The organism is Acinetobacter sp. AOR43_HL (assembly GCF_027854635.1).
In the GTDB taxonomy this organism is placed as follows: Bacteria; Pseudomonadota; Gammaproteobacteria; order Pseudomonadales; family Moraxellaceae; genus Acinetobacter; species Acinetobacter pittii.
In genome coordinates this window covers 325,135-347,982 of record NZ_JAKTHX010000032.1, presented here as the reverse complement: position 1 = coordinate 347,982, position 22,848 = coordinate 325,135, and the positions used below count along the sequence as shown (strand labels likewise).

At 41.0% G+C, this 22,848-nt stretch carries 27 protein-coding genes; 10 read left to right on the top strand and 17 right to left on the bottom strand.

Going from position 1 to position 22,848, the window contains the following annotated elements:
• Positions 1–100: 100 nt before the first annotated feature.
• Positions 101–460, bottom strand: a complete 360-nt coding sequence (locus MKL33_RS16860) for a hypothetical protein (RefSeq protein ID WP_270907383.1) — start codon at positions 458–460, stop codon at positions 101–103.
• Between the two features lie 183 nt (positions 461–643).
• Here MKL33_RS16860 and dapB point away from each other — a divergent pair, with 183 nt between their 5' ends.
• Positions 644–1,465, top strand: coding sequence for a 4-hydroxy-tetrahydrodipicolinate reductase (dapB, locus tag MKL33_RS16855; RefSeq protein ID WP_002119175.1), 822 nt, complete (start codon positions 644–646; stop codon positions 1,463–1,465).
• A gap of 50 nt (positions 1,466–1,515) precedes the next feature.
• Positions 1,516–2,169, top strand: a complete 654-nt coding sequence (locus MKL33_RS16850) for an START domain-containing protein (protein ID WP_002119284.1) — start codon at positions 1,516–1,518, stop codon at positions 2,167–2,169.
• 39 nt (positions 2,170–2,208) lie between these two features.
• On the opposite strand, the gene MKL33_RS16845 is transcribed toward MKL33_RS16850, so the two are convergent.
• Positions 2,209–3,399, bottom strand: a complete 1,191-nt coding sequence (locus MKL33_RS16845) for an MFS transporter (RefSeq protein ID WP_005066574.1) — start codon at positions 3,397–3,399, stop codon at positions 2,209–2,211.
• Positions 3,400–3,403: 4 nt separating this feature from the next.
• Positions 3,404–4,207 (bottom strand): 2,5-didehydrogluconate reductase DkgB, encoded by an 804-nt coding sequence (gene dkgB / locus MKL33_RS16840; protein WP_270907382.1) that lies wholly within the window; start codon positions 4,205–4,207, stop codon positions 3,404–3,406.
• Positions 4,208–4,327: 120 nt separating this feature from the next.
• On the opposite strand from dkgB, the gene MKL33_RS16835 reads away from it, so the two are divergent.
• Complete coding sequence (locus MKL33_RS16835; RefSeq protein ID WP_017399454.1) at positions 4,328–5,230, top strand: LysR family transcriptional regulator; 903 nt, start codon at positions 4,328–4,330, stop codon at positions 5,228–5,230.
• On the opposite strand, the gene MKL33_RS16830 is transcribed toward MKL33_RS16835, so the two are convergent.
• Positions 5,214–5,588 carry a hypothetical protein gene (locus tag MKL33_RS16830; protein ID WP_167562853.1) on the bottom strand — a complete coding sequence of 125 codons (375 nt, stop codon included), beginning with the start codon at positions 5,586–5,588 and terminating at the stop codon, positions 5,214–5,216. The two genes, MKL33_RS16835 and MKL33_RS16830, sit on opposite strands and share 17 nt — an antisense overlap.
• A gap of 90 nt (positions 5,589–5,678) precedes the next feature.
• Here MKL33_RS16830 and MKL33_RS16820 point away from each other — a divergent pair, with 90 nt between their 5' ends.
• Positions 5,679–7,103 carry an aminotransferase-like domain-containing protein gene (locus tag MKL33_RS16820; RefSeq protein WP_270907381.1) on the top strand — a complete coding sequence of 475 codons (1,425 nt, stop codon included), beginning with the start codon at positions 5,679–5,681 and terminating at the stop codon, positions 7,101–7,103.
• A 2-nt stretch (positions 7,104–7,105) separates the two neighbouring features.
• On the opposite strand, the gene ahr is transcribed toward MKL33_RS16820, so the two are convergent.
• The 8 genes from ahr to MKL33_RS16780 form a co-directional block, all read right to left on the bottom strand.
• Complete coding sequence (gene ahr / locus MKL33_RS16815) at positions 7,106–8,134, bottom strand: NADPH-dependent aldehyde reductase Ahr (protein ID WP_014207999.1); 1,029 nt, start codon at positions 8,132–8,134, stop codon at positions 7,106–7,108.
• 38 nt (positions 8,135–8,172) lie between these two features.
• Positions 8,173–8,733, bottom strand: coding sequence for a DNA-3-methyladenine glycosylase I (locus MKL33_RS16810; RefSeq protein WP_005066585.1), 561 nt, complete (start codon positions 8,731–8,733; stop codon positions 8,173–8,175).
• Between the two features lie 30 nt (positions 8,734–8,763).
• A complete protein-coding gene (locus tag MKL33_RS16805; RefSeq protein WP_005066589.1) occupies positions 8,764–9,009 on the bottom strand; it encodes a hypothetical protein in 246 nt (81 codons plus the stop codon).
• A 9-nt stretch (positions 9,010–9,018) separates the two neighbouring features.
• Entirely contained in the window at positions 9,019–9,555 is a 537-nt protein-coding gene (locus MKL33_RS16800; protein ID WP_270907380.1) for a M23 family metallopeptidase, read from the bottom strand.
• Between the two features lie 47 nt (positions 9,556–9,602).
• On the bottom strand, positions 9,603–10,637 hold the full coding sequence (mutY, locus tag MKL33_RS16795) for an A/G-specific adenine glycosylase (RefSeq protein ID WP_270907379.1): 1,035 nt from the start codon (positions 10,635–10,637) through the stop codon (positions 9,603–9,605).
• A 140-nt stretch (positions 10,638–10,777) separates the two neighbouring features.
• A complete protein-coding gene (locus MKL33_RS16790; RefSeq protein WP_002119132.1) occupies positions 10,778–11,140 on the bottom strand; it encodes an HIT family protein in 363 nt (120 codons plus the stop codon).
• Positions 11,141–11,324: 184 nt separating this feature from the next.
• Positions 11,325–12,062: a dienelactone hydrolase family protein gene (locus MKL33_RS16785; RefSeq protein ID WP_202733077.1), complete on the bottom strand. Its 738-nt coding sequence runs from the start codon at positions 12,060–12,062 to the stop codon at positions 11,325–11,327.
• Positions 12,063–12,234: 172 nt separating this feature from the next.
• Entirely contained in the window at positions 12,235–12,393 is a 159-nt protein-coding gene (locus tag MKL33_RS16780; RefSeq protein ID WP_002053759.1) for a DUF1328 domain-containing protein, read from the bottom strand.
• Positions 12,394–12,586: 193 nt separating this feature from the next.
• Between MKL33_RS16780 and MKL33_RS16775 the strand changes: the two genes are divergently transcribed.
• From MKL33_RS16775 to MKL33_RS16765, 3 genes are all read left to right on the top strand, one after another.
• A complete protein-coding gene (locus MKL33_RS16775; RefSeq protein ID WP_002119281.1) occupies positions 12,587–13,045 on the top strand; it encodes a YcgN family cysteine cluster protein in 459 nt (152 codons plus the stop codon).
• Positions 13,046–13,154: 109 nt separating this feature from the next.
• Positions 13,155–14,327: a PQQ-dependent sugar dehydrogenase gene (locus tag MKL33_RS16770; RefSeq protein ID WP_182917723.1), complete on the top strand. Its 1,173-nt coding sequence runs from the start codon at positions 13,155–13,157 to the stop codon at positions 14,325–14,327.
• Positions 14,328–14,432: 105 nt separating this feature from the next.
• A complete protein-coding gene (locus tag MKL33_RS16765) occupies positions 14,433–15,698 on the top strand; it encodes a replication-associated recombination protein A (RefSeq protein ID WP_057069167.1) in 1,266 nt (421 codons plus the stop codon).
• A 13-nt stretch (positions 15,699–15,711) separates the two neighbouring features.
• On the opposite strand, the gene MKL33_RS16760 is transcribed toward MKL33_RS16765, so the two are convergent.
• From MKL33_RS16760 to dapA, 5 genes are all read right to left on the bottom strand, one after another.
• Positions 15,712–16,548, bottom strand: a complete 837-nt coding sequence (locus tag MKL33_RS16760; protein ID WP_002119112.1) for a formate/nitrite transporter family protein — start codon at positions 16,546–16,548, stop codon at positions 15,712–15,714.
• Positions 16,549–16,697: 149 nt separating this feature from the next.
• Positions 16,698–16,901: a hypothetical protein gene (locus tag MKL33_RS16755; RefSeq protein ID WP_130173141.1), complete on the bottom strand. Its 204-nt coding sequence runs from the start codon at positions 16,899–16,901 to the stop codon at positions 16,698–16,700.
• Positions 16,902–17,093: 192 nt separating this feature from the next.
• Positions 17,094–17,813, bottom strand: coding sequence for a phosphoribosylaminoimidazolesuccinocarboxamide synthase (gene purC / locus MKL33_RS16750; protein ID WP_270907378.1), 720 nt, complete (start codon positions 17,811–17,813; stop codon positions 17,094–17,096).
• Between the two features lie 36 nt (positions 17,814–17,849).
• Entirely contained in the window at positions 17,850–18,452 is a 603-nt protein-coding gene (locus tag MKL33_RS16745; RefSeq protein ID WP_002119179.1) for a hypothetical protein, read from the bottom strand.
• A 15-nt stretch (positions 18,453–18,467) separates the two neighbouring features.
• Positions 18,468–19,361: a 4-hydroxy-tetrahydrodipicolinate synthase gene (dapA, locus tag MKL33_RS16740; protein ID WP_017386188.1), complete on the bottom strand. Its 894-nt coding sequence runs from the start codon at positions 19,359–19,361 to the stop codon at positions 18,468–18,470.
• A gap of 328 nt (positions 19,362–19,689) precedes the next feature.
• Between dapA and pncA the strand changes: the two genes are divergently transcribed.
• The 3 genes from pncA (at position 19,690) to MKL33_RS16725 (ending at position 22,846) form a co-directional block, all read left to right on the top strand.
• The gene (gene pncA, locus MKL33_RS16735; RefSeq protein WP_141314603.1) at positions 19,690–20,334 is read left to right on the top strand and encodes a bifunctional nicotinamidase/pyrazinamidase; all 645 of its coding nucleotides are present in this window, start codon (positions 19,690–19,692) and stop codon (positions 20,332–20,334) included.
• Between the two features lie 53 nt (positions 20,335–20,387).
• Positions 20,388–21,326 (top strand): bile acid:sodium symporter family protein, encoded by a 939-nt coding sequence (locus MKL33_RS16730; RefSeq protein ID WP_270907377.1) that lies wholly within the window; start codon positions 20,388–20,390, stop codon positions 21,324–21,326.
• A 176-nt stretch (positions 21,327–21,502) separates the two neighbouring features.
• Positions 21,503–22,846: an MATE family efflux transporter gene (locus MKL33_RS16725; protein WP_270907376.1), complete on the top strand. Its 1,344-nt coding sequence runs from the start codon at positions 21,503–21,505 to the stop codon at positions 22,844–22,846.
• Positions 22,847–22,848: the final 2 nt, after the last annotated feature.

Below are 22,848 nucleotides of genomic sequence, written 5' to 3'. Positions count from 1 at the left end.
AGAAATTAAAAAGAAGGCGGATATTGATAAAATATCCGCCTTTTTATTGCGCTGATTCATCTTATTATTTTTATTCTGCTTAAAAGAAAATTACGTCTGCTTACTCTGTAGGGTGAGCAACATCAATATCATTAACACTGACAGTCGGTTCGCTAGAAGCAAGAGTAGGAGCATTTTCGATCACTGGTGCGGCTACTGCTTCTGCCTGTACAGCTACTTTTGGTGCCTCTGCTGCTGTTTCGCCAATAATTGGGTCAATATCTTCAATTTTAACGTCAGTGTTGGCATCAGTTGCTACAGTTTGAGCTGTAGGCGTTGCTGTTTGAGTATTTACGTTTGTTGTAATGCGCGCTTTAGATAAGCTTTCTAATGTGTCTCCTGGCTGGATTGCAGGCTCTGCAAATGCCACTGAACTCATAATCCCCATCATCACTGTAAAGCCAATAATTCTCGAATGCATGCTGAACTCCTTATAGTCATCTTTTTCTCATTCGTGGCTCCGTAGTCTGCCGATCAATTCTTTAACTTTTGTGAAAACAGATTAAATTTCGTCCTAACTCAAAAAATAATTTTTACTTTTTAAGATGAGCAAAGAGTTTTGATATAGTAGGTAAATTACGTAAAACCGAAGATTGGGAAGATTATGTCAGCAGCTCCACGCATTGGTATTTTAGGTGCAGGCGGTCGTATGGGCCGTACGCTTATTCAAGCAGTTCAACAGGCAGGCTATCAATTAGCTGCTGCGGTAGAGCGTCCGGAAAGTAGTTTAGTGGGCACTGATGCAGGTGAGCTTGCTGGTATTGGTTCAGTGGGTGTGAAGGTTTCAGGAAACTTGGCAGAAGTTCTTAAAGACTGCGATGTAATCATTGATTTTACTGCACCAGTTGCAACTGCTCAGCATTTAAAGCTTTGTCGTGAAGCTGGGGTTGCCATGGTTATTGGTACAACAGGTATGTCAGATGAGCAAAAAGCTGAGTTAGACGAAGTCGCTACACATACCCCTGTGGTTTACGCTGCGAACTATTCAGTGGGCGTAAATGTATCAATCAAGTTACTTGAGCTTGCAGCAAAAGTATTTGGCGATACAGTAGATATTGAAGTGATTGAAGCTCACCACCGTCATAAAGTAGATGCGCCGTCAGGTACAGCATTAATGATGGGCGAAGCAATTGCAGATACTTTAGGTCGTAACTTAAAAGAAGTTGCTGTGTATGGCCGTGAAGGGCATACAGGCCCACGTGACCGTCAAACGATTGGCTTTGAAACCATTCGTGGTGGTGACATCGTTGGCGAACACACTGTCATGTTTATTGGTGAAGGTGAGCGTGTTGAAGTGACTCATAAAGCGACTAACCGTATGAACTTTGCTGCTGGTGCAGTACGAGCTGCTGCATGGGTTGTGGGCCGTGAAGCGCGTAAATATGACATGAAAGATGTTTTAGGATTGAACGACGTACAGGTATAAAACCCTGTACGTATTCCATGTGTAGCGAGAAAAACAAGATAGAGCAGAACATGAATAAAAAACAAATTGCCTTGACCACTCTTCTTTGCTTAAGCAGCCTCTGGACGGGGGCTGCTTCTACAGAAAAAGCTAAACTCAGCTTAGACCGCAATAATATTAAAGTCTGGACCTATCAAAAAACTGATAATCCAGTCTTTCAATATAAGGCTGAAACGACATTTGATGTGCCACTTGAACGCGCTGTTGCTGTGATTTTAGATGTAAATCGTGCTGACCAGTGGGTGCCTTATATGGGCAAAGTTGAAATGTTGTCTCAAGATGAGAAAAAAGGTGAGTTCACACTGTATATGGTGTTGGATTTTCCGTTTCCTTTGAAAGATCGTGATGTCGTTGTAAAGGGAAAAATGAGCAAGGCCGCAAATGGTGTTGTGACAATTAAAAATACTGCAATTAGCGGAAATTATCCGATACAACCTGATGTAGTGCGCTTAACACGCTATGAAGGGGATTGGACATTCCAGAAACTTGCAAATAATAAGGTGAAAGTAACGACCAGTGGTTATGCTGATCCTGCTGGTGCAATTCCGTTGAGCTTTGTAAATATGTTTGTTCAACAGCAACCTTATCAGATGCTGCTTAAAATGAAGCGGGAAGTGACCAGTCCAATTTATGAACACCCTAAATTACCAGATATTTTAAAATAAATAGCTTAAAAAAAGCGCCTGAGATCAGGCGCTTTTTTATTAATCTGAACATTGCTGTAAAGCTTGTGCAGGGCTGCTTTCGCGTTTGATTTGAAATAAAACCAATAACAAACCTAACCCTGCCAACAATGCGCCAGCAAAAGATACTGCGCTATAACCCCAACCTAGATCGAGTACTAACGCGCCTGCTGCTGCACCTACGGCATTACCTAAGTTAAACGCACCAATATTCACTGAAGAGGCAAGTCCTGGTGCTTCATGAGCGACTGACATTACACGCATTTGCAAAGGTGGTACTAAAGCAAAGGTTGCTGCACCCCAGATCACTAATGCAATGGCTGCTCCAATCTGGCTTTGTGCAAGAATTGGGAAAGTCACCATCATCACAATCAACAGAACCAAGAAACCAATCAAAGTTTTGTTAATGGACAAATCTGCAAAACGTCCGCCTAAATGGTTACCAATTGAGAAACCGACACCAATCAGCACCAACATGAACGTAATGAAAGTCGGTGAAGCATGGGTAAACTCAGTCAAACTTGGCGCAATATAGGTGTAGAGCGTAAACATTGCACCTGCACCGAGTACGGTGGTGAGTAGCGCAAGGACCACAGGAGTACGCGTTAATACCTTCAACTCAGCTTTCACATTTGGTTTTTGGGCAACCATACCTTGAGGGAGCGCTTTCCATAAAGCCAGCATGGTAATTACACCAAGCAAAGAAATCGCAAGGAAAGACATACGCCAGCCAATGTTTTGCCCAACCCATGTTGCTAACGGTACACCACCAATATTGGCAATGGTTAAACCCATAAACATGGTTGCTACAGCACTGGCCTGTTTATGTGCGGGTACAATGCTTGCCGCTACAACAGAGCCAATCCCGAAGAAGGCACCGTGGTTCAAGCTTGTGATGAGACGTGCACCTAATAAGCTCATATAGCTTGGTGAAAATGCCGCTATCAGGTTACCTACCGTAAAGATCGCCATCAGCAAAATAAGCGCATTACGGCGTGCAAAACCACCGAACCATAGGGTCATGAATGGGGCACCTAGCATGACACCAAGTGCATAACCTGTAATTAACATACCGGCCGTTGGAATTGAAATCCCTAAATCATTAGCGATATTCGGCAACAATCCCATTGGTGAGAATTCAGTGGTGCCAATGGCAAAGGCACCAATTGCCAATGCCAATAACGAGAACGCCGTATTTGATTGAGTGTTCATGAGTTTAGTCCCAAACTGGTGCCCATGGTTCTGGGCTAACTTCACGACTGTTACGATCAAGTTCGGCAATCATTTGCATTTCAGCTGAAGTTAACTCGATATCCTGTGCTTTTAAGTTGCTAATCAGGTTTTCACGTTTAGTCGAAGATGGAATAACTGCAAAACCACGTTGCAATGCCCATGCAAGTGCAATTTGCGCTGTCGTTGCTTTATGCGCTGCTGCAATTTCAGCGAGAACTGGGTCTTGAAGCACTTTGCCGTAGGCAAGCGTCATGTATGAAGTGACATCAATGTTCTTCTCTTGTAAGAAATTTACAAGCTTATGGTTTTGAAGATAAGGGCTTAGCTCAATCTGGTTCGTTGCAATATGTTCTACACCAATTGTGTCAATTGCTTGTTGAGTAAGCTCAATATTGAAGTTTGAAATACCAATTTGTTTAGTTAAGCCCTGTTGTTTTGCTTCACGTAAAAGCTTCATAACTTCAGGAATTGAAACGCCTAAATCTGGCGCTGGCCAATGGATCAACGTGAGGTCAACATGGTCAGTACGAAGCTTTTGTAGGCTCTCTTTTAAGCTTGGAATGAACTTATCTTGAGCAAAATTATCTACCCAGATTTTTGTGGTTAAAAATAAGTCCTGACGGGATACACCGCTTTCGGCAATCGCTTGACCAATCGCTGCCTCATTATCATAAATTTGAGCAGTATCAATGACACGGTAACCTATGTCTAAAGCAGTTTTAACAGAATCAATAACTGCTTGTTCTTTAAGACGGAAAGTTCCTAGACCAAAACGTGGGATATTCATGTATTTACCTAAATTTGAATAATCATTTAACTTGATGTGCATTTTGCTTTTTTTATTGTTGCGAAAAAATAGATGAATAAGCAAAATATCTTTGATCATTAGTCAATAATGGAATAAGACATGAAATCAACAATTGAAGAGCTGGTCGCGTTTATCGCAATCGTTGATACAGGCTCTTTTGTTGCGGCGGCAGAACATTTAAAACAAACGCCTTCAGGAGTCAGTCGATCTTTAACGCGCCTAGAAGCGAAGTTAGATGTGACTTTGTTAGAACGAACGACACGTAAATTAAAACTCACTCAAGAAGGGCAGCAGTTTCTGGTAAAGGCCCGTAAAATCTTAAATGAGCTAAATGCGGCTGAAGAAGAACTACAAAAATCTGATCAGGGCACTGCGGGACTCATTCGCATTGATTCAGCAACGCCGTTTGTCTTACACGTTATTGCGCCATTAATGCATAAGTTTCGTGAGTGCTATCCAAATATTGAAATTGAATTAAATAGTAATGATCAGGTGATTGACCTGCTACAACATAAAACCGATGTGGCATTTCGATTCGGAGAACTTAATGATTCAAGTCTTCATGCCAAATTAGTATGTAAAAGTCGCTTATTTATCGTTGCAAGCCCTGAGTATTTAGAAATTAAGGGTACACCGACACAACCTGAACAGCTTGAACAACACGATTTGATCGGTTTTACCAGACCTGCATATATCAATAGTTGGCCGATTAAAGTTGGCGATGAATATTTTTTTGCGCAATCAAAAATTAAAGCATCAAGTGGGGAGACAGTACGTCAGCTGACGATTAGAGGACATGGTATTGCACGACTATCTGAATTTGAAATTTGGAAAGATATTGAAGAAGGGCGATTGATAGCCTTATTTGAAGACCAAATTGAACATCAGTATCAAAGCATCCATGCTGTGTATTATCAACAAGAGCATCTACCAAAAAGAATTCGTTTATTTATTGAGTTTTTGGCAGAACAGTTAAAAGACGGTTTTAAAAACGCTCTCTAAAAGTAGTGTAACTGTCAGTTGGGAAATGAACTTCTAAAAGTGGAGTCGTTTGTCCTTCTGATGAATGTTGAGACAGAAAATAGCTTTTTTGATGATCTCGGCAGCTAAAATATAAAGTCGAATAAACCGAGTTCACCATTACAACTTCATTTGAGCTATTCCGTTTATATTGATAATGAGAAATCGCATTGGTCTCGTCATCAGTGCGTTGCTCCATTTTATAGTCTTGTTGATTTGTCATTTTTAAATAACCTTCTATGAGGCTTTGGCAAACAGTATGTCTGTACTGCTCATCTTTTGGTTGTTGTTGGCAACCAGCTAAAACAATAGTAAATAACAATATAGCTTTTAATTTCATGACTTTGCTACTTTCTGAGTTGATTTCTATAGCCTAAAGGTGTTCTATAAACCAGTACAGATACAGAAATTTTTAAAAAAGCAGCACAGAATGACTTTCCAATATCAGGTTCTTGCCAATCAATTAGCACATCGTATTTATCAAGATGAGCTTAAACCTCATCAGAAACTTATTTCTTTACGAGATTTTGCTCGTCAGCACAGCATTAGTTTAAGTACAGCAAAAAGTTGTTATGAGTTACTTGAGGCGAGGGGGCTTATTTATGTAAAGCCAAAGTCAGGTTATTTTGTGGTAGCTCGTGCACAATCTGGACCTATTCCTGAAAGTCCAGATTTCTTGTCTTTACCTCGACAAGTTTCAAATCTGGAATTGCATAATCAAATTCAGGAAGCTGCCTTACAAAGCCATCTTGTACCATTAGGCTCTATTCAGTTAACGCCTCATTTTATTCCTGTGGAAGGTTTACGTCGTTCTATTCAACGGGCTTTAAAAAATTGTCAGCCTCAAGACTTTCTTTATTGTAATAAACAAGGACATGAGCAATTAAGAAAAGCGTTATCTGATCATTGGCGTGAAGATGGAATTTTTATCGCGGCAGAAGATATTTTTATTACCAATGGCTGCATGCCTGCTTTGTCTTTGGTGATTCAACATCTAACAGAAGTAGGCGATAGTATTTTAATTCCGACGCCTACTTTTAATGGACAACTACAGCTTATAGCCAGTTTAAAACGGCAGATTATTGAAATTCCAGCGCATCATCGTGGTATCGATCTTGAGCGCTTAGAATCATTTATGAAGCAAGGTTTGGCTAAGGTTTGCTTAATGACAGCCAACTATCAGAACCCATTGGGATATTGTTTAAGTAATTCAGAAAAACAAAAGATTGCCGAATTAGCAGCAAAGTATCAGTGCTTTATTATCGAAGATGATATTTATGGAGAGTGTGGCTACAGCGGTGAGCGACCATTGCCTATACGCTATTGGGACCGTGAAGGCTATGTAATTTGGTGTGGGTCGGTTTCTAAGTCATTGTCGAGTGCGTATCGCGTAGGGTGGTTCTGTTTAAGCGCGAAGCTACAGCATTTAAGGCTTGAGCTGGTAGCCAGTAATATAGGGGTCAATACACCGCTACAATTAGGCCTAGCTGATTTTATTTATAGTCGTGGTTACAGGGAGCATTTAGAGCAGTTAAGACCGAATTTGATGCGGCAAGTCGAGGAGTATCGTAGTTGTATTTTAAATGCCTTTGAAGGTGTTCCAATTGCACTTAGCCAACCAGAAGGGGGTTATGCCTTATGGATGCAGTTACCTAAAACTGTAGATAGTTTGGCGCTCTATTACACTGCAAAATCTCACGGAATTACCGTAGTTCCCGGGCATGTTTTTGGTGAGGATGAACGCTATAGACATTTTATTCGTTTAAATGCAGGTCATGAGTTAACAGCAGATGTCCGCCAAGCAATTAAAGACTTAGCGGACTGGTCACGGCAACAGATTAAAACAGTGAGTTAGCCTTATTCTGCAAAGTCTGCCTTAAGTACAATGCGGTAGCGTGCCTGACCTGAGTGTAGACGTTCAATTGCTTCATTGAGCTGTGACATTGGAAATAGCTCAATTTGAGGTGCAATTTTTTTGCGTGCAGCAAACTTTAAAAGTTGACGTAGTGCAGCAGGTGAACCCGTAGGTGAACCAGTCACTGACTTGGCACCACCAATAAGAGAGCCAACAGAAACAGGAACAGGCTCAAGCGTAAGACCTAAGAAATGTAAGGTTCCGTTTGGTGCCAGTGTTGCAATAAAAGCAGACCAATTTAGAGTCACATTCACGGTACTTAGCAATAAATCGAATTTACCTTTTTGAGCTTTTACTGCCTCTGTATCGCGGCTATTCACTACATGGTCCGCTCCCATTGCCTTGAGTTCTTCTGTTTTGTCAGGATTAGAACTAAAAGCAGTGATTTCACAGCCCCATGCTTTAAGTAGCTTAATGGCGATATGACCTAAACCACCAATACCAATTACACCGACATGATGCGTTGCCTGTATTTTGTGTTTGAGTAGTGGATCAAAAACGGTAATTCCGCCACAAAGTAAAGGACCAGCACTTTCAGCGTCTAAATTTTCAGGGAGGGGAATAGCCCACTGCCAGCCTGCACGGACCTTATCGGCAAAGCCACCCGCATGTCCTACGATTGTTGCAACACTTCCGCCCGTGCACAGTACTTGCTGACCACCAATACATTCATCGCAGGCTTGGCAACTTTCAGCCGTCCAGCCAATGCCGACACGTTGCCCAATTTGTAGACCTTTGGCTTCTGAGCCCAAAGCAACAATTCGTCCAATAATTTCATGACCTGCAACCACAGGGTACACGGTCGAACGCCATTCATTATTTAAAACAGAAATATCAGAATGACATAAACCACAATATTCAACTTTTACCTCAACCTGATGCGGTTGTAATTCACCTGCGTCAAATTGATAGGGAACCAGTTTTTCACCTGCCTGCATTGCAGCATAAGCTTGAATCGTATTATTGCTCATCGGAAACTCCTTAAGCGGCTTTGAACCGTTCTGGTGGGTTATGAAGCTTTAAATTGGCAATCGTTTTCATGATCATCGACCATGCCTACTGCCTGCATAAAAGCATAGCAGGTGGTTGGGCCAACAAATTTGAAACCATTCTTTTTAAGTGTCTTGGAAAGTTTTACGCTCAGTTCGGTTTGAGCAGGGGCCTTACGATAATCTACAACATCATTGTTTTGTGGCGCTGCATCTACAAACTGCCAAAGCCATGTAGGAACATCACCAACTTGTGCTTTGAGCGCTTGCCAAGCAATAGCATTATCACGAATGGCTTTGAGTTTCCCCAAGTGACGAATTAAGCCAGCATCAGATAATTTTAGTTCTAAAAAATCATCTGTAAATGAAGCAATGTCTGCAATCGGATGATTAAAAAAATGCTGACGATAGCTTTCTCTTTTTTTCAATACGGTAATCCATGAAAGGCCCGCTTGCTGACCTTCAAGACAGAGCATTTCAAATAATCGTGCTTCGTCGTGTTCGGGTTTACCCCATTCTTCATCATGGTAAGCAATATAGAGTGGATCGTCGGAACACCATCCGCAACGTTGAGTTTTCATGATAATGCTCCTTATATTTATCTTAGAATTTTAAAGTTTAAATAAGACCCATTCATTTGGGCGAGTATCCCAATAATACAGTTCTGCTTGTGTTAAGTCTTCAAACTTCAGCCAAAAGTCTTTGCCGACTTTGTCTGAAAAACCGGTACTGATCAGTAGGGCATCATCGCTGATTTCCATGATCCAGCCTTGATAGCTATTGCCATTTAAAACGATCTTTTGCTGGTTACCAGACTCGGCAAACTCTACTAAGCGATTGATCAGCGCTTCCGACATAAAATGTTCCTAGCGTAAATATGAATAAGGATTAACAGCACCACGCCCTTTACCATCTAGATAAAGACCATAATGAAGATGAGGTGAAGTATAACGTGCATTGCCCGTATTGCCGACATAGCCAATGAGGTCGCCCTTTTTGACATAGTCACCCACATTTAAGCCACGTTTGTGACCATCAAGATGAGCATAATAATGCCATGTCCCGGCTGGACCTAAAATCCAGATGACTTTGCCACCGAGGTTATTATTACGAAGATCTGCAACGAGTCCTTCGGTTGCACTGTACACTTTGGTTCCACGTGGAGCCAAAATATCAATTCCTTCGTGACTACGACCCTGACTCCGAGCAGCTCCCCATGTGTCTTTTAATTCATCACGGTCAATACCTTTTACAGGTACAGGTAGTCGACTTGGAAGCTGCATACTTTTGAGTTTGATGACTTGAGCAGGTGGAAGTGGGGCAGGTTTTTTAGGTGTACTGGCACAGGCAGCCAAAAGAATAATCAGAAAACCAAGTGAGAAATGAGAAACAAAACGTCGCACAAAATACTCCCTGTCACAGCCATATCAAAATTATTTTACTCACTATGTCATGAACGGCTTGTCGAGATCAATTTTTTCATAGCGGTTGGAACACCTTTGGCAATGGCTTGTTCCGGACTCAACCATTGACCTTCAAGTTCAATAGCCAGATGTTCTTTTTGATCAGGTTCCACGTGGAACACGTGAGCATTAAGTAACCATGTGAAATGAGTGAAGCTATGGCTGATCTGAAAAGTTTGTGCATGAGGCTGTAATTTATATTGCTGGCTTATGCTCAGTCGTTCATGTTCATTTTCTAAAATAGGTAAACAGAATAAACCGCCCCATAGACCATGAGCTTGACGTTGTTGCCAGAACCATTCACCTTCGCACTGAATAATAAGAACATCTGCTGTTTTAACAGGTGGTGTTTTTTTCGGTTTTTTAAAAGGTAATTCTTGTTCTAACCCTTGCTGATAAGCCTGACAATGAGCTTGCATTGGACAATATAAACATAGCGGTTTTTTAGGAGTACAAATGGTTGCACCCAAGTCCATAATCGCTTGCGTGTAATCATGGTTGCGATGTGTAGGGCAAAGCTCTTCAGCGAGTTTCCACATTTCACGTTCGTGTTGTGGTTTGCTTAAGTCATCTTCAATAGCAAAGAAGCGAGCTAAAACGCGTTTCACGTTGCCATCCATAATGACGCCGTACTGACGTAAACCTAAAGACATGAGCGCGCCTGCGGTAGAGCGACCAATGCCAGGTAGTGCAATCCATTCTTCTAGCGTTTCAGGAAATTTACCTTGCTGCGTGACAAGACCAGCCGCTTTATGCAAATTGCGTGCACGAGCGTAGTAACCGAGGCCAGCCCAATAAGGTGCTACTTCATCCCAAGTTGTATGACCTAAAGCGTCTACCGTTGGAAAGCGCTCCATAAAGCGGTCAAAATATTGCAAGACCGTTTTCACCTGAGTCTGTTGTAGCATAATTTCAGAAACCCAAACTTTGTACGGATCATCGGCAACTTGCCAAGGCAAATCGTGACGACCATGTTGATCGAACCAGTTTAAGAGGGCATCAGAAAAAGAAAATTCAGGCATGAACAGCTATAGAAGAGAAGTAAGGGCTAAATTATAGCTGAAATTTGGGTGAAATTTTGTTTAAAGCAAACGAAGAAAATGGACATATAAAAACAGGGGCTACATCAAAAATGTAGTCCCTGTTCTATGGGTAAAAAGAATTAATCCTTTTGTACACCCCAAAGTTGATCTAGTTTCAACGGCTGGTTTTTATAGTAAGGAATGACATGAATGTGGAAATGATCTGAAGTTTTTCCAAAAACTTCACCATCATTAAAGCCAATATGAAAGCCATCTGGTTGATGACGAAGCTGGGTTTCATGACGGGCAATTTCAAGAAGTGTAAGCAAGCCTTGATGTTCTTTAGATGTAATGTCAAAAAAAGAACTAACATGGCGCAGTGGTGTTACTACACAGTGGCCTTTAGATAACGGATTAGAATCAGGCAAAATTACGGCAAATTCATTCTTATCAATGATGTCATATTCATCAAATTCGCAATACGGACATTTTTTGTCAGTCATTGTTGTATCCTCTCATGTTATTCCATTAAACCCCGAGTGCGGGAAATAAGACTAGGCTTTGCTCTAGCTCAACGGGAGTATAGTTATTGAAGTATGGTTTAAAAAATACAGTAAAAATATTGCAAAGTCATAAACATTTAAGGGAGCAAATGCAAAAAAATCATTTGCTCCAAATTTGCTTCTTTTATTTTAGAGTACGATCTAATAAAGCGTACATTTTAGCAAGGCCTTGTTTTTCCGCTTCGCTATTGTAGCCAAGGTCCACACCGTTCGCTTTAGCTCTTTCATCGGCAAGCGGGTTACTAAAGCCATGTTTAGCACCTTCTAAAACCACTACTTCATGTTTAACCTCAGCAGCTTGCATCTCTTTTTCAAAATTAGCAACATCTTCTAAGGTGACCATACTGTCTAATTCACCATGTAGAACTAAAACTTCACCTTGAATGTCGCCTTTTTGAGCAGGAACTTTAGGCGTTAATGTGCCATGGAAAGTTGCAGTTGCTTTTAGTGGAGCACCTGAACGCGCAAGATCTAATACGACTTTACCACCATAGCAGTAACCGACAGCAGCAATTTTCTCACTGTTTACTTCCGGCTGAGCAGCTAAAGTTTGAAGCCCAGCATTGGCACGATCAGTCACCGTGTCTAACTCTTCAAATGTCTGCATCATCCATTCATAGGCTTGAGCTGCGGTCGTTGTAACTTTTTTATCACCATACATATCAATTGCAAGCGCAGCATAGCCGTGTTCAGCAAGTTCACGTGCGCGTTGCTCTGTATATTCGTTACGTCCCCACCACTCAGGAGCAACAATCACACCCGCAACAGGTGTTTCGCTATCTGGAGCCGCAAAGTAACCAATTAAATGGCTACCATCTGGTGCAGTATATTGAATTTCACGGGTTTTAATTGCAGTACTCATGACATTAATCCTGAAATTTAAATCGATTTAAATACGCTTGATTAAAGCATAAAAATTAAGAGCTAAAATAAATAACTATGTAAAAATCTACATCAAAAGAAAAAGATACAAAGCTATAAGCAATAAAAAAAGAAGGAAACTAGTTCCTTCTTTTTATGTGATCATGATTAAATTAAGTTCGGCCTCGAGAAATGAACCCAATTACAGCTAGAATTACAGCTACAACTAATAAAATCACGGCAAAGTCTTTAGATAGCCCTGCAACACCACCAAACCCTAATAGACTGGCAATGAGTGCAATTACTGCAAAAATTATCGCCCAACGGAACATAATGCTGTCCTCCTTATTTTTCATTGTCATTTAACTATATAGCGTGTTTTTTACTCGGAATGTGTCGTTTATGTGGTTGAAATGTATATTAAACAATCATTTTGTGATGTCATAAATACAGCTTCTTTTTTAGTACAGACCACTTCAATGCTATACTGATACATCGTTTTATCTCATCAGCTGTTAAAAGATTATGTCTACCGAGACCTCACTTCGACCACTCTTTTGGAAAAACTATCCGTTAGAGCAACTGACTCAGGCTGAGTGGGAAGCTTTATGTGATGGCTGTGGTTTGTGCTGTCTGGTAAAACTAGAAGATGAAGATACGCATGAGGTGGCTTATACCAAAGTGGCCTGTAAGTTACTTGATTGTGGTACAGGGCGTTGCACGGATTATCCGAATCGTCAGCAGCAAGTACCTGACTGCCTACAATTAACGGTAGAGTCTTTAAAAACAATCCACTGGTTGCCATCAAGCTGTGCCTATAAGCGCTTGAATGAAGGCAAGAATTTACCTTCTTGGCATTATTTAAATACGGGTTCGAGACAAAGCGTGGTTAAAGCGAAAAAGTCAGTTGCAGGACGTTGTATTTCTGAAGTTGATGTCCATGAAGATGATCTTGAAGATTATATTGTACGCTGGGTGCGCTAATTTAGTCTTAAAAGAGAATGTTTGATTACAGCGTATAATAAAGTAACACTTTTATCGTAATTTTTTTGCTCATCTCCGTAATATAACAATAAAAACAAAGGAGATAAAAATGATGAGACGATTAGCAGTCCCCTTATTATGTAGTAGCTTTTTTTTGTTAATGGCCTGTGGGTCTAATAATACCAATTCAAAAAATCCTGAGCAAAATACGACTGCAAAAGCAGATCGGTCTGTTGCCATCAAACAAACTTATCAGGTTGAAGCAGTCTCACATTTTAATGAGCCTTGGGCTGTGACCAGTCTGCCTGATCAGCGTTTATTAGTGACCGAACGGCAAGGTAAATTAAAAATTTTTAACCCAAAAAATAAGCAAATGTTGGACGTGCAAGGTGTTCCAGCGGTGAACTATGGAGGACAGGGTGGTTTAGGAGATGTCATTTTACACCCTGACTTTGCCAAGAATCATTGGGTTTATCTCAGCTATGCTACAAAAGGGCAAGGTGGATCTGGTGCAGTGATTTCACGTGCGAAACTAGATTTATCTCATCCTAATCAGCCAAAACTCACCGATATAAAGCAGATTTGGCAGCAAGTACCTAAAGTCTCGGGACAAGGCCATTATGGACATCGCATGCTTTTTGGTACAGATGGTAAGCTGTGGGTCAGTTCAGGTGAGCGACAAAAGTTTGATCCTGCCCAAAACATGAAAAGTAACTTAGGTAAAATCTTGCGTTTAAATGAGGATGGCACCGCGGCTGTAGGTAACCCTTTTTATAAGCAAGGCGGGGTCACTGCTGAAATATGGTCACTGGGACACCGTAACCCGTTAGGTATGGCTTTTGACCGCCAAGGACAGCTGTGGGTGGTTGAGATGGGGCCTAAAGGTGGTGATGAGCTTAATATTATTACCAAAGGTGAAAATTATGGTTATCCAATCGTTTCAAATGGAGACCACTATTCGGGCCAACCTATTCCAGATCATCACACTCGGCCAGAGTTTAAAGCACCCGAAATTGACTGGACTCCTGTTATCTCTCCATCGAGTATGATCATTTATCGCGGACAACAATTTCCTGCATGGCAAAATAAAGCCTTAATTGGCGGGTTATCTTCCGAAGCGATTATTGTGGTGGATTTAGAGCATAAGCCCGTGAAAGAAGTGCAAAGATTGGATATGAAAAAACGTATTCGTGGGTTGCATGAAGCACAAGATGGTTCGATTTGGGTGATTGAAGATGGCTCAAATGCGCGTTTACTCAAGCTGAGTAAGAAACCCTCTTAATGCTAAGCAAGAGCCTGTAAATAAAGGGCGTGTCTCATAGATTCAAATTGTAGATTTCTGTGAGACACAATAGACTATAGTGAAAAGACGATAAAGCCATTTGAGATGTCAGACACCCATATTCCACTTCCCGAACGCCTGCGCCCAAGAGACTTGTCTGAAATTATTGGGCAAGACCATTTATTAGGTGAACATGCGCCCTTACGTCAAATGATTGATCAGGGACATTTGCCCTCTATTATTTTTTGGGGACCACCAGGCGTTGGTAAAACAACGATTGCTTTACTTTTGGCACAAGCGATAGACCGTCCATTTGTGAGCTTGTCTGCGCTGAATACGGGCGTAAAAGAATTACGTGAAGTGATTGCAGAAAGTGGTGATTTACTGACGCCTGTAGTTTTTATTGATGAAATTCATCGTTTTAATAAATCACAGCAAGATGCTTTATTGGGTGCTGTTGAAAAAGGCAAAATTACTTTAATTGGTGCGACCACTGAAAATCCATCTTTTGAAGTCAATAGTGCGCTTTTATCACGTTGTCAGGTCTATACCTTAAATAGTTTAGACAGTGAGGCAATTCAGACACTACTCAACAATGCACTTCAAAGCGATAAATTCTTAAAAGACCGTTATATCCATATTGAAGAATATGATGCGCTGATTCAATTCGCAGCAGGTGATGCACGTAAAGCGCTTAATTTACTGGACTTGATCGCAAGTACTTTTGAACCAGAAGTTGAAAACACGATTACCAATGCGGTAGTAGTGAAAGTCGCTCAGCAAAATATTGCGCGTTATGACAAATCGGGCGAGCAGCATTACGACCTTGTTTCTGCCTTTATTAAATCAATTCGTGGTAGTGATCCAGATGCAACGCTATATTGGATGGCACGTATGCTTAAAGGCGGAGAAGATCCTGTTTTTATTGCAAGACGTATGCTGATTGCAGCCTCAGAAGACATCGGAAACTCCAACCCCAATGCGCTATTGCTCGCAGGTGAGTGTTTCCGCTCTGTACAAGCGGTAGGTATGCCTGAGGCCCGAATTATTCTAGGTCAAACAGCAGTTTACTTAGCAACGAGTGCAAAAAGTAATAGTACCTATTTAGCGATTAATAAGGCACTTGAACTTGCTGAAAAAACGGCAAATTTACCTGTGCCTTTGCATTTGAGAAATGCGCCGACCAAGCTTATGAAACAGCAAGGCTATGGAATTAATTATCTCTATCCTCATGACTACCCAGAGCACTTTGTGCTGCAAGACTATTTGCCGCCTGAGTTGAAGGGAACCAAACTTTATGAGTCTGCGAGAAATAAGCGTGAGGTTGAAGGTGAGCGCTTACAGCAACGCAGATGGCAGCAGGAACAATAGTTCCTGCTTTATGCTATTCCAGCTCTTCAGTGACCTGACCATAAATCAGTAGAGTGAACACGCCTGTACCGCCAATAATATTGCCGATAGTGGTTGGGATGAGGAAAGTAAACAGATACTTGCTAATAGAAGCTTCTCCTTGCCAGACTAGATAGGACATTTCTGTGGAACCAACCACTACATGGGTAAAGTCACCCAGTCCTATCAAATACGTCATAAAAAAGATGAGTAGAAACTTATTACTGACCGAAGGCAACATCCAGACCAATGCAGCAATTAACAGCCCTGACATAATGCCTTTGAGCAGATTCTGGGTTGCAGAAAAGGAGCCCACATGATGTGCGAGTTCATCTAGTGCTTTATCAATATCTGGCGTAAACAGGTGAGTAGTTAGGAAAAATAAACTCGCCAAAGCTGTTCCAATGATGTTGCATAGAATCACAATGCCCCATAAGCGGCCCACTGCTCGTAATTTATCGAAAGTAAAGGGATTAAATAAAGGCACAACTGTGGTGATGGTATTTTCGGTAAAGAGTTGCATGTGACTCAAAATAGCGATCAAGAACCCAATGGTATAACCAACATTAGTGATTAAATCGGTCCAGACTGCATCAGCTGGGAGATAAGCAGCAATAATCGCTTTAAATACAAATGAAAAACTGATGACCAAACCCGCGGCAATCCCTGAAAAGATGAGTGCAGTTGTTGGACGATCAAGCTCTTCGGCACCATCACGGCGGATAATTTCATAAACCAGACGAGGTGACAGTTTCTCATGTTCTTCGACTGCCATTTTTTCACGCCAGCTTAAAGTTTTCTCGACTTTCTTTTCCTCTATTTCATGGTCCATCAGGTTTACTCCTTACTGAATAAATATCTTATATTTATTGTTTTATTTATTGTTAAGGCAGTGTTCAGGATAAATCTAGTCTATTCATAACAGCTTTATGTGTCTTTTTATAAATTGAATGCACAATGGCTGGATCATCAATCACAAAATCAAAGAAAAGTATAAGCTCTTAAAGTACGGATAAGTGCCATATAGTCACCTTGAGAAGCTTCAGAAATGACGGTTTCTACTTCAGCTTCGCTCCATCCTTGTTTTAAGGCAGAAGTGCTAAAGTTTTTTAATAAGACCAAAGGATTTTCACCAAAATGGATTGGATGATTCATTAATCTCTTTTCAAGCTTAGATAATTCCATAGGTTCATCCGAGTTTTTAAATTTAATTATTGTGAAGTGCTTTGTGTTTTTTTAGATTTTAGTGTTTTAAATTAAGCTTATGCAAGTGTTAATTTATTGAAATAGACAAATCTGTCTACATTGTTTGGGGCGCATGGCGCTGAATATAAAAAAACCGGGCTTTGGCCCGGTTTTTTTATGAAGTTTTACTGATTAGATGTCAGATAAATCTACGCCTAAACGAGCAGCAACTTCTTCATAAGCTTCAACAACACCGCCTAAACCTTGACGGAAACGATCTTTGTCGAGTTTCTTCTTAGAGTCTTTATCCCATAAACGGCAGCCGTCTGGAGAGAACTCATCACCAAGCACGATGCGGTCATGGAAAACACCGAATTCAAGCTTGAAGTCCACCAAAATCATGTTGCCTTCAGCAAATAATGCTTTTAATACATCGTTTACTTTATAAGTTAAAACTTTCATTTGTTCTAACTGTTCAGCAGTTGCCCAACCTAAAGCAATCGCTTGAGATTCGTTAACCATTGGGTCGCCTAGACCGTCATCTTTATAGAACAATTCAAATGTAGGAGGAGTTAACTCTTTACCTTCTTCTACACCTAAGCGACGGCATAGAGAACCAGCTGCGTAGTTACGAATTACACATTCAACTGGAATCATTTGAAGTTTTTTAACAAGCACTTCAGTTGGAGAAAGCAATTTTTCAAAATGCGTTTCAATACCCGCAGCAGCAAGTTTTTCCATGATGAAGGCGTTAAAACGGTTGTTCACCTTGCCTTTACGATCTAGTTGTTCGATTTTTTCGCCGTTGAACGCAGAGGCATCATCACGAAAGACTAAAATCAGATGGTCGGCATTGTCTGTTTCATATACAGATTTTGCTTTACCAGTATAGAGCAAGGTTTGTTTAAACATGAGGGAACCTTTTTAAAAAAAATGCCTAGTAAACGACTAGGCTGGCCAATTTTGGTAAATCTGGTTTAGCACTTCAGCAGCCACATCTGGGCTTGCAAAAGTGTTATCTACATTAAATAGAGCAAGAGTATGACTAGAACCTACACCAGTAAGTTTAAGCACATAAGTATTGTCATTTACTTTAATCGTCGCTTGATTACTGCCTTGAGCGATGATGTTGAAATTTAAAGTACTTAAAGTTGCTTTGGTGTATTGCCAGATCTCGGCTGTATTTCCATCAACTTTTAACAACGGGTTTTTATTACCGTCAGTCACAAGCTGAGGACGTCCAAGCGCAGTCGTCGTTTGAGCAGAGGCATCTAGTGTCGCATTACCTTGGGTTTGTTCAGGGCGTGGCAAGGCATAACGGTTGCCACGCTTGTTTTCAAACTTCGGTGCGTTATCGATAGCGCGCTGTTCTACAGTTGGTGCAGGATACAAAGGTGTCGCTGGTCGTACAGTTGCATCGGCAGGATATTCAAGCGGGGCAAGTTGCTTGGCATTTTTATAATCTAAAGAGTGATTATTAATTGCGAAGCGACCACAACCAGCTAAACTTAAGGCTGAAACTGCAAGGACTAAACCAAGACGTAATTGCATCATAAATTGCTCTTATTAAATAATTCCCGCATCTTTTAGGGCATTGCGGAGAGGTTCGCGATATTGCTCAGCGAGAGGAGTGAGTGGTAAACGAATACCAGTATCAATCAGTCCCATCTCATGTAGTGCCCATTTCACAGGAATTGGGTTTGATTCGCAAAATAGAATATTGTGTAAATTTGCAATCTTATTGTTAAGCGTCTTCGCTTGTTGTTCATCTTTGGCAATTGCGACAGCACATACTTCACTCATTGCTTTAGGTGCAACATTTGCAGTAACCGAGATGTTACCGTCAGCGCCAAGAAGCATAAGTTCCCATGCTGTCTCATCATCACCTGAGTACACAGCCATCTTGCCGTTTAATGCCTCAATTAAAGCTTTACCACGAGGTACGTCACCTGTTGCATCTTTAATGCCAACAATATTCGAGATCTCTGCTAAGCGTACAGCTGTGTCGTTTGAAAGGTCTACGCCAGTACGACCAGGTACGTTATAGAGAATAAGCGGTAATTCAACAGCTTCAGCAATCGCTTTATAGTGTTGGTAAAGGCCTTCTTGGGTTGGCTTGTTATAATATGGTGTTACAAGTAAAGCTGCGTCAGCACCGAGGTCTTTAGCAGCTTTAGTTAATTCGATTGCTTCACGGGTTGAGTTTGCACCAGTACCGGCAATAATTGGAATACGTTTATTGGCTACACGAATAATTTCTTTAATAACCTGTGTGTGCTCTTCCATGCTCAATGTTGAGGCTTCGCCGGTTGTACCGACGGCTACAATACTGTTTGTACCTTGTTCTATGTGCCACTCAACCAGCTTCTCAAGACCCTTCCAATCTACACCGCCGTCTTTCAACATGGGTGTGACGATTGCGACGATTGAGCCTTGAATGGTCTGTGCTTGCTGAGTCATTTTTAAAAATATCCTATTTATCCATCCGAATCTGAGGTAAGAAAAACAAAATGTGGGATGGTTGCAGTATTTTGATTGTCCAGTTCTAACAATAACAGATTGTTGAATGACAATTATGCAAATTATGACTGATCAGACGCATAAGAACAATACGCCTAACGGATAATCGCGATGTAAACTTGAGGAAAAGATAGGATGTTTTCATTATTGCGCGCTAAGAATACCCAGTAAACATAACAATACGGCTTGATTCGACTGAGCCTTACTTAATATGGGCTTTTTTTGTGGCAAGATAGAATGCAATTTCCCAGTTGGGATTGAAGATGACATGAAAATGAATAAACAACCACAAAATGCGGTTTTAATCGTAGTTGATGTACAAAATGGTTTTACACCGGGTGGAAATTTAGCAGTCGCCGATGCCGATATAATTATTCCAACGATTAACCAACTTGCTGGTTGTTTTGAAAATGTCGTCCTGACTCAGGACTGGCACCCGGATAATCATATCTCTTTTGCAGCCAATCATTTGGGTAAGCAGCCATTTGAAACCATTGAACTCGACTATGGACCACAGGTGCTTTGGCCTAAGCATTGTGTACAAGGTACTCAAGATGCCGAGTTTCATCCTGATTTAAATATTCCGACAGCTCAACTGATTATCCGAAAAGGCTTTCATGCTCATATTGATAGCTACTCGGCTTTTATGGAAGCAGATCACGCCACCATGACCGGTTTAACCAGTTACCTAAAAGAGCGTGGCATTGATACGGTTTATGTGGTCGGAATTGCCACGGACTTTTGTGTAGCATGGACTGCTTTAGATGCAGTTAAGCAAGGTTTTAAAACTTTAGTGGTTGAAGATGCTTGTAAAGGGATTGATCTGAATGGTTCGTTAGAACACGCGTGGCAAACCATGCAGCGACAAGGTGTTGTCCGTATTCAGTCGACTGATCTGTTGAGTAAGCACTAAGTATATTGCTCTAGTTTTTAACTTTCATATTTTAATTTTTAGGGATAGAAAGTATGGCTGCATTCCTACGCTTTACCCAATTTATTCAAAAAACTTTTGCCCTATGGGTGATTGTTTTTGCAGCGCTAGCGCTATGGCAGCCTGAATTTTTTGTCTGGCTCAAAGCGTACATTCCATGGATTTTGGGCATTATTATGCTTGGTATGGGAATGACCATGACCGTCGATGACTTTAAAGGGGTATTACAAAGCCCTAAAGCGGTATTGATTGGGGTGATAGCGCAGTTTGTCGTAATGCCTGGCTTGGCATATGTTTTATGTAAACTATTTAATTTACCGCCTGAAATTGCGGTTGGGGTCATTTTGGTGGGTTGTTGCCCAGGGGGAACGGCTTCAAATGTGATTACCTATATGGCCAAAGGCAATGTGGCGTTATCGGTAGCCTGTACATCGGTATCAACACTTTTGGCACCTGTATTAACCCCTGCGATTTTCTATCTGCTTGCCAGCCAATGGCTAAAGATTGATGCAGCTTCGATGTTTATTTCGATTTTGCAGGTGGTGCTACTGCCTATTGTGATTGGTTTGATTTTAAGAACATGGCTTAAACGTCAGATCGAATCTTATATTCAAGTCATGCCTTTAGTTTCGGTCATTGCAATTGTAGCGATTGTGGCCGCGATTATTGGTGGAAGCAAAGCAGCAATTTTACAGTCGGGTTTGCTTATTTTGGCTGTGGTGATTTTACATAATGGGCTTGGATATTTATTAGGTTTTACCGCAGCGCGTTTCTTTAAATTACCTTATGCGGACAGTAAAGCGATTGCTATTGAGGTGGGGATGCAAAACTCAGGCTTAGGTGTTGCACTTGCGGCAGTCCATTTTGCTGCTTCTCCGATTACAGCTGTACCAAGCGCAATTTTCAGTCTTTGGCATAATATTTCTGGGCCTGCGCTTGCGACTTATTGGGCAAGTAAACACAAACAAGAATAACTGTATAAACAACATTCATTAGGAAAGAAGGCCAAACGAATAGTTTGGCCTTTTTATTTAAAGCATATTTTAGGGGAGCTAAAGCTAGAACTGGTATGTCTTTTGCTTTGAATTGATGCACTAAAAATAACGTGAATATGAGTATAAATCGTAAAGAAAAATAAGGCATTTCCTTGATGAATCAGATTTTTAAATTATTTATTCCCATGCTCTCAAGCAATTTAATTCTAGTTTTAAGTGGATTGATTGATATTGCTTATGTAGGGCATTTTAGTAACGATCATGTAGCAGCATTATCGGTGACCTTATCTTTATATACAGTGGTTTATGTCATTGGTATGGGGATTCTGCAAGGCGTGATGCTCAAGCTTTCAGAAGCTTATGGTTCCCATGACATACCACGCATTCGTCAAATTTTTATTCAAGGCATCTGGCTGATGTTATGTTCGGCATTGCTGAGTATTGGCTTGCTTTACTTGTTCCGTGATTTACCAAAATTGTTTGGAGCATCTGAACATGTTGTGTCAATTACTAAAAACTGTATTTGGGCTTTGGTATTTATTTTACCTGCCCATTTACTGATGCGCTTATTTACAGCTTTGTCTCAGGTCACTGAAAATGCGCATAAGGTTTTACTATCAGATAGTATTTTCTTCATTCTTAAAATTATTTTGTCCTATCTTTTGATTTATGGCGTTGCTTCATTTTCAATTCCGCCACTCGGTGCCATAGGGGCTTTATTAGCCACTCTCATTGTACGGTGGTTTATGTTGGCTGTTTACTACCTGTTTTTTCTGGAGAAAAGATACATCTTTATTGAGCATCCCGAACGGTCAGTTGAAGATAGCCGAGAAAGTCTGCGGATGATTTTAAAAATAGGTATACCGACTGCGATCATGGCGTTGATGGACGTTGTTGCATTTTGTTCGGTTGCTATTCTGATTTTGCCTTTTGGGAGTGTGGTGTCAGCGGCACATCAAATTGTCGCGAGTACTGGCGGCTTCATGTTTATTTTTCCTTCGTCAATTGCCTCGGCTTATAGCATTTTGGTGTCACGATCTATGGGCAGCGGGAACATGGAAGAAGCAAACAAAATTGCCAGACAAAGTATATGGGTGATTATGGCAGTAAGCGGCAGTCTATCCCTGTGTTTATGGCTGGAGAGGGACTTAATTGTCACCTTTTATTCAGATGATTTGGCTGTTCAGATTTTGGCTGCATCACTGCTGTTGATTGTCTGTATGTCTCACTTTCTAGATGGCTTAATGACGTTATTGACCTCTTTGCTGCGTTGTTGGGATGTGTCGATTTTACCAATGCTGATTTTCTTGGTCGTGGTGTTATGTTTCGGATTAGGCGGTGGTTGGTGGATGGCCTATAAAGGACTGCATTGGCAAGATATCTCGATTTCTGCGATGGGAATTTATGGTTTCTGGTGGATGGCTGCCATAAGTTATTTAGTGGCTTGTCTAATGAGTGCCATCTGTTTCCATTTTAGAAAACAATTAAGAGGTTTTTGATT

What these genes read in the sequence shown, in the direction of transcription:
- MKL33_RS16860 (WP_270907383.1), bottom strand. Translation starts at nt 460, where the DNA reads ATGCATTCGAGAATTATTGGCTTTACAGTGATGATGGGGATTATGAGT.
- dapB (WP_002119175.1), top strand. Translation starts at nt 644, where the DNA reads ATGTCAGCAGCTCCACGCATTGGTATTTTAGGTGCAGGCGGTCGTATG.
- MKL33_RS16850 (WP_002119284.1), top strand. Translation starts at nt 1,516, where the DNA reads ATGAATAAAAAACAAATTGCCTTGACCACTCTTCTTTGCTTAAGCAGC.
- MKL33_RS16845 (WP_005066574.1), bottom strand. Translation starts at nt 3,399, where the DNA reads ATGAACACTCAATCAAATACGGCGTTCTCGTTATTGGCATTGGCAATT.
- dkgB (WP_270907382.1), bottom strand. Translation starts at nt 4,207, where the DNA reads ATGAATATCCCACGTTTTGGTCTAGGAACTTTCCGTCTTAAAGAACAA.
- MKL33_RS16835 (WP_017399454.1), top strand. Translation starts at nt 4,328, where the DNA reads ATGAAATCAACAATTGAAGAGCTGGTCGCGTTTATCGCAATCGTTGAT.
- MKL33_RS16830 (WP_167562853.1), bottom strand. Translation starts at nt 5,588, where the DNA reads ATGAAATTAAAAGCTATATTGTTATTTACTATTGTTTTAGCTGGTTGC.
- MKL33_RS16820 (WP_270907381.1), top strand. Translation starts at nt 5,679, where the DNA reads ATGACTTTCCAATATCAGGTTCTTGCCAATCAATTAGCACATCGTATT.
- ahr (WP_014207999.1), bottom strand. Translation starts at nt 8,134, where the DNA reads ATGAGCAATAATACGATTCAAGCTTATGCTGCAATGCAGGCAGGTGAA.
- MKL33_RS16810 (WP_005066585.1), bottom strand. Translation starts at nt 8,733, where the DNA reads ATGAAAACTCAACGTTGCGGATGGTGTTCCGACGATCCACTCTATATT.
- MKL33_RS16805 (WP_005066589.1), bottom strand. Translation starts at nt 9,009, where the DNA reads ATGTCGGAAGCGCTGATCAATCGCTTAGTAGAGTTTGCCGAGTCTGGT.
- mutY (WP_270907379.1), bottom strand. Translation starts at nt 10,637, where the DNA reads ATGCCTGAATTTTCTTTTTCTGATGCCCTCTTAAACTGGTTCGATCAA.
- MKL33_RS16790 (WP_002119132.1), bottom strand. Translation starts at nt 11,140, where the DNA reads ATGACTGACAAAAAATGTCCGTATTGCGAATTTGATGAATATGACATC.
- MKL33_RS16785 (WP_202733077.1), bottom strand. Translation starts at nt 12,062, where the DNA reads ATGAGTACTGCAATTAAAACCCGTGAAATTCAATATACTGCACCAGAT.
- MKL33_RS16780 (WP_002053759.1), bottom strand. Translation starts at nt 12,393, where the DNA reads ATGTTCCGTTGGGCGATAATTTTTGCAGTAATTGCACTCATTGCCAGT.
- MKL33_RS16775 (WP_002119281.1), top strand. Translation starts at nt 12,587, where the DNA reads ATGTCTACCGAGACCTCACTTCGACCACTCTTTTGGAAAAACTATCCG.
- MKL33_RS16770 (WP_182917723.1), top strand. Translation starts at nt 13,155, where the DNA reads ATGATGAGACGATTAGCAGTCCCCTTATTATGTAGTAGCTTTTTTTTG.
- MKL33_RS16765 (WP_057069167.1), top strand. Translation starts at nt 14,433, where the DNA reads ATGTCAGACACCCATATTCCACTTCCCGAACGCCTGCGCCCAAGAGAC.
- MKL33_RS16760 (WP_002119112.1), bottom strand. Translation starts at nt 16,548, where the DNA reads ATGGACCATGAAATAGAGGAAAAGAAAGTCGAGAAAACTTTAAGCTGG.
- MKL33_RS16755 (WP_130173141.1), bottom strand. Translation starts at nt 16,901, where the DNA reads ATGGAATTATCTAAGCTTGAAAAGAGATTAATGAATCATCCAATCCAT.
- purC (WP_270907378.1), bottom strand. Translation starts at nt 17,813, where the DNA reads ATGTTTAAACAAACCTTGCTCTATACTGGTAAAGCAAAATCTGTATAT.
- MKL33_RS16745 (WP_002119179.1), bottom strand. Translation starts at nt 18,452, where the DNA reads ATGCAATTACGTCTTGGTTTAGTCCTTGCAGTTTCAGCCTTAAGTTTA.
- dapA (WP_017386188.1), bottom strand. Translation starts at nt 19,361, where the DNA reads ATGACTCAGCAAGCACAGACCATTCAAGGCTCAATCGTCGCAATCGTC.
- pncA (WP_141314603.1), top strand. Translation starts at nt 19,690, where the DNA reads ATGAAAATGAATAAACAACCACAAAATGCGGTTTTAATCGTAGTTGAT.
- MKL33_RS16730 (WP_270907377.1), top strand. Translation starts at nt 20,388, where the DNA reads ATGGCTGCATTCCTACGCTTTACCCAATTTATTCAAAAAACTTTTGCC.
- MKL33_RS16725 (WP_270907376.1), top strand. Translation starts at nt 21,503, where the DNA reads ATGAATCAGATTTTTAAATTATTTATTCCCATGCTCTCAAGCAATTTA.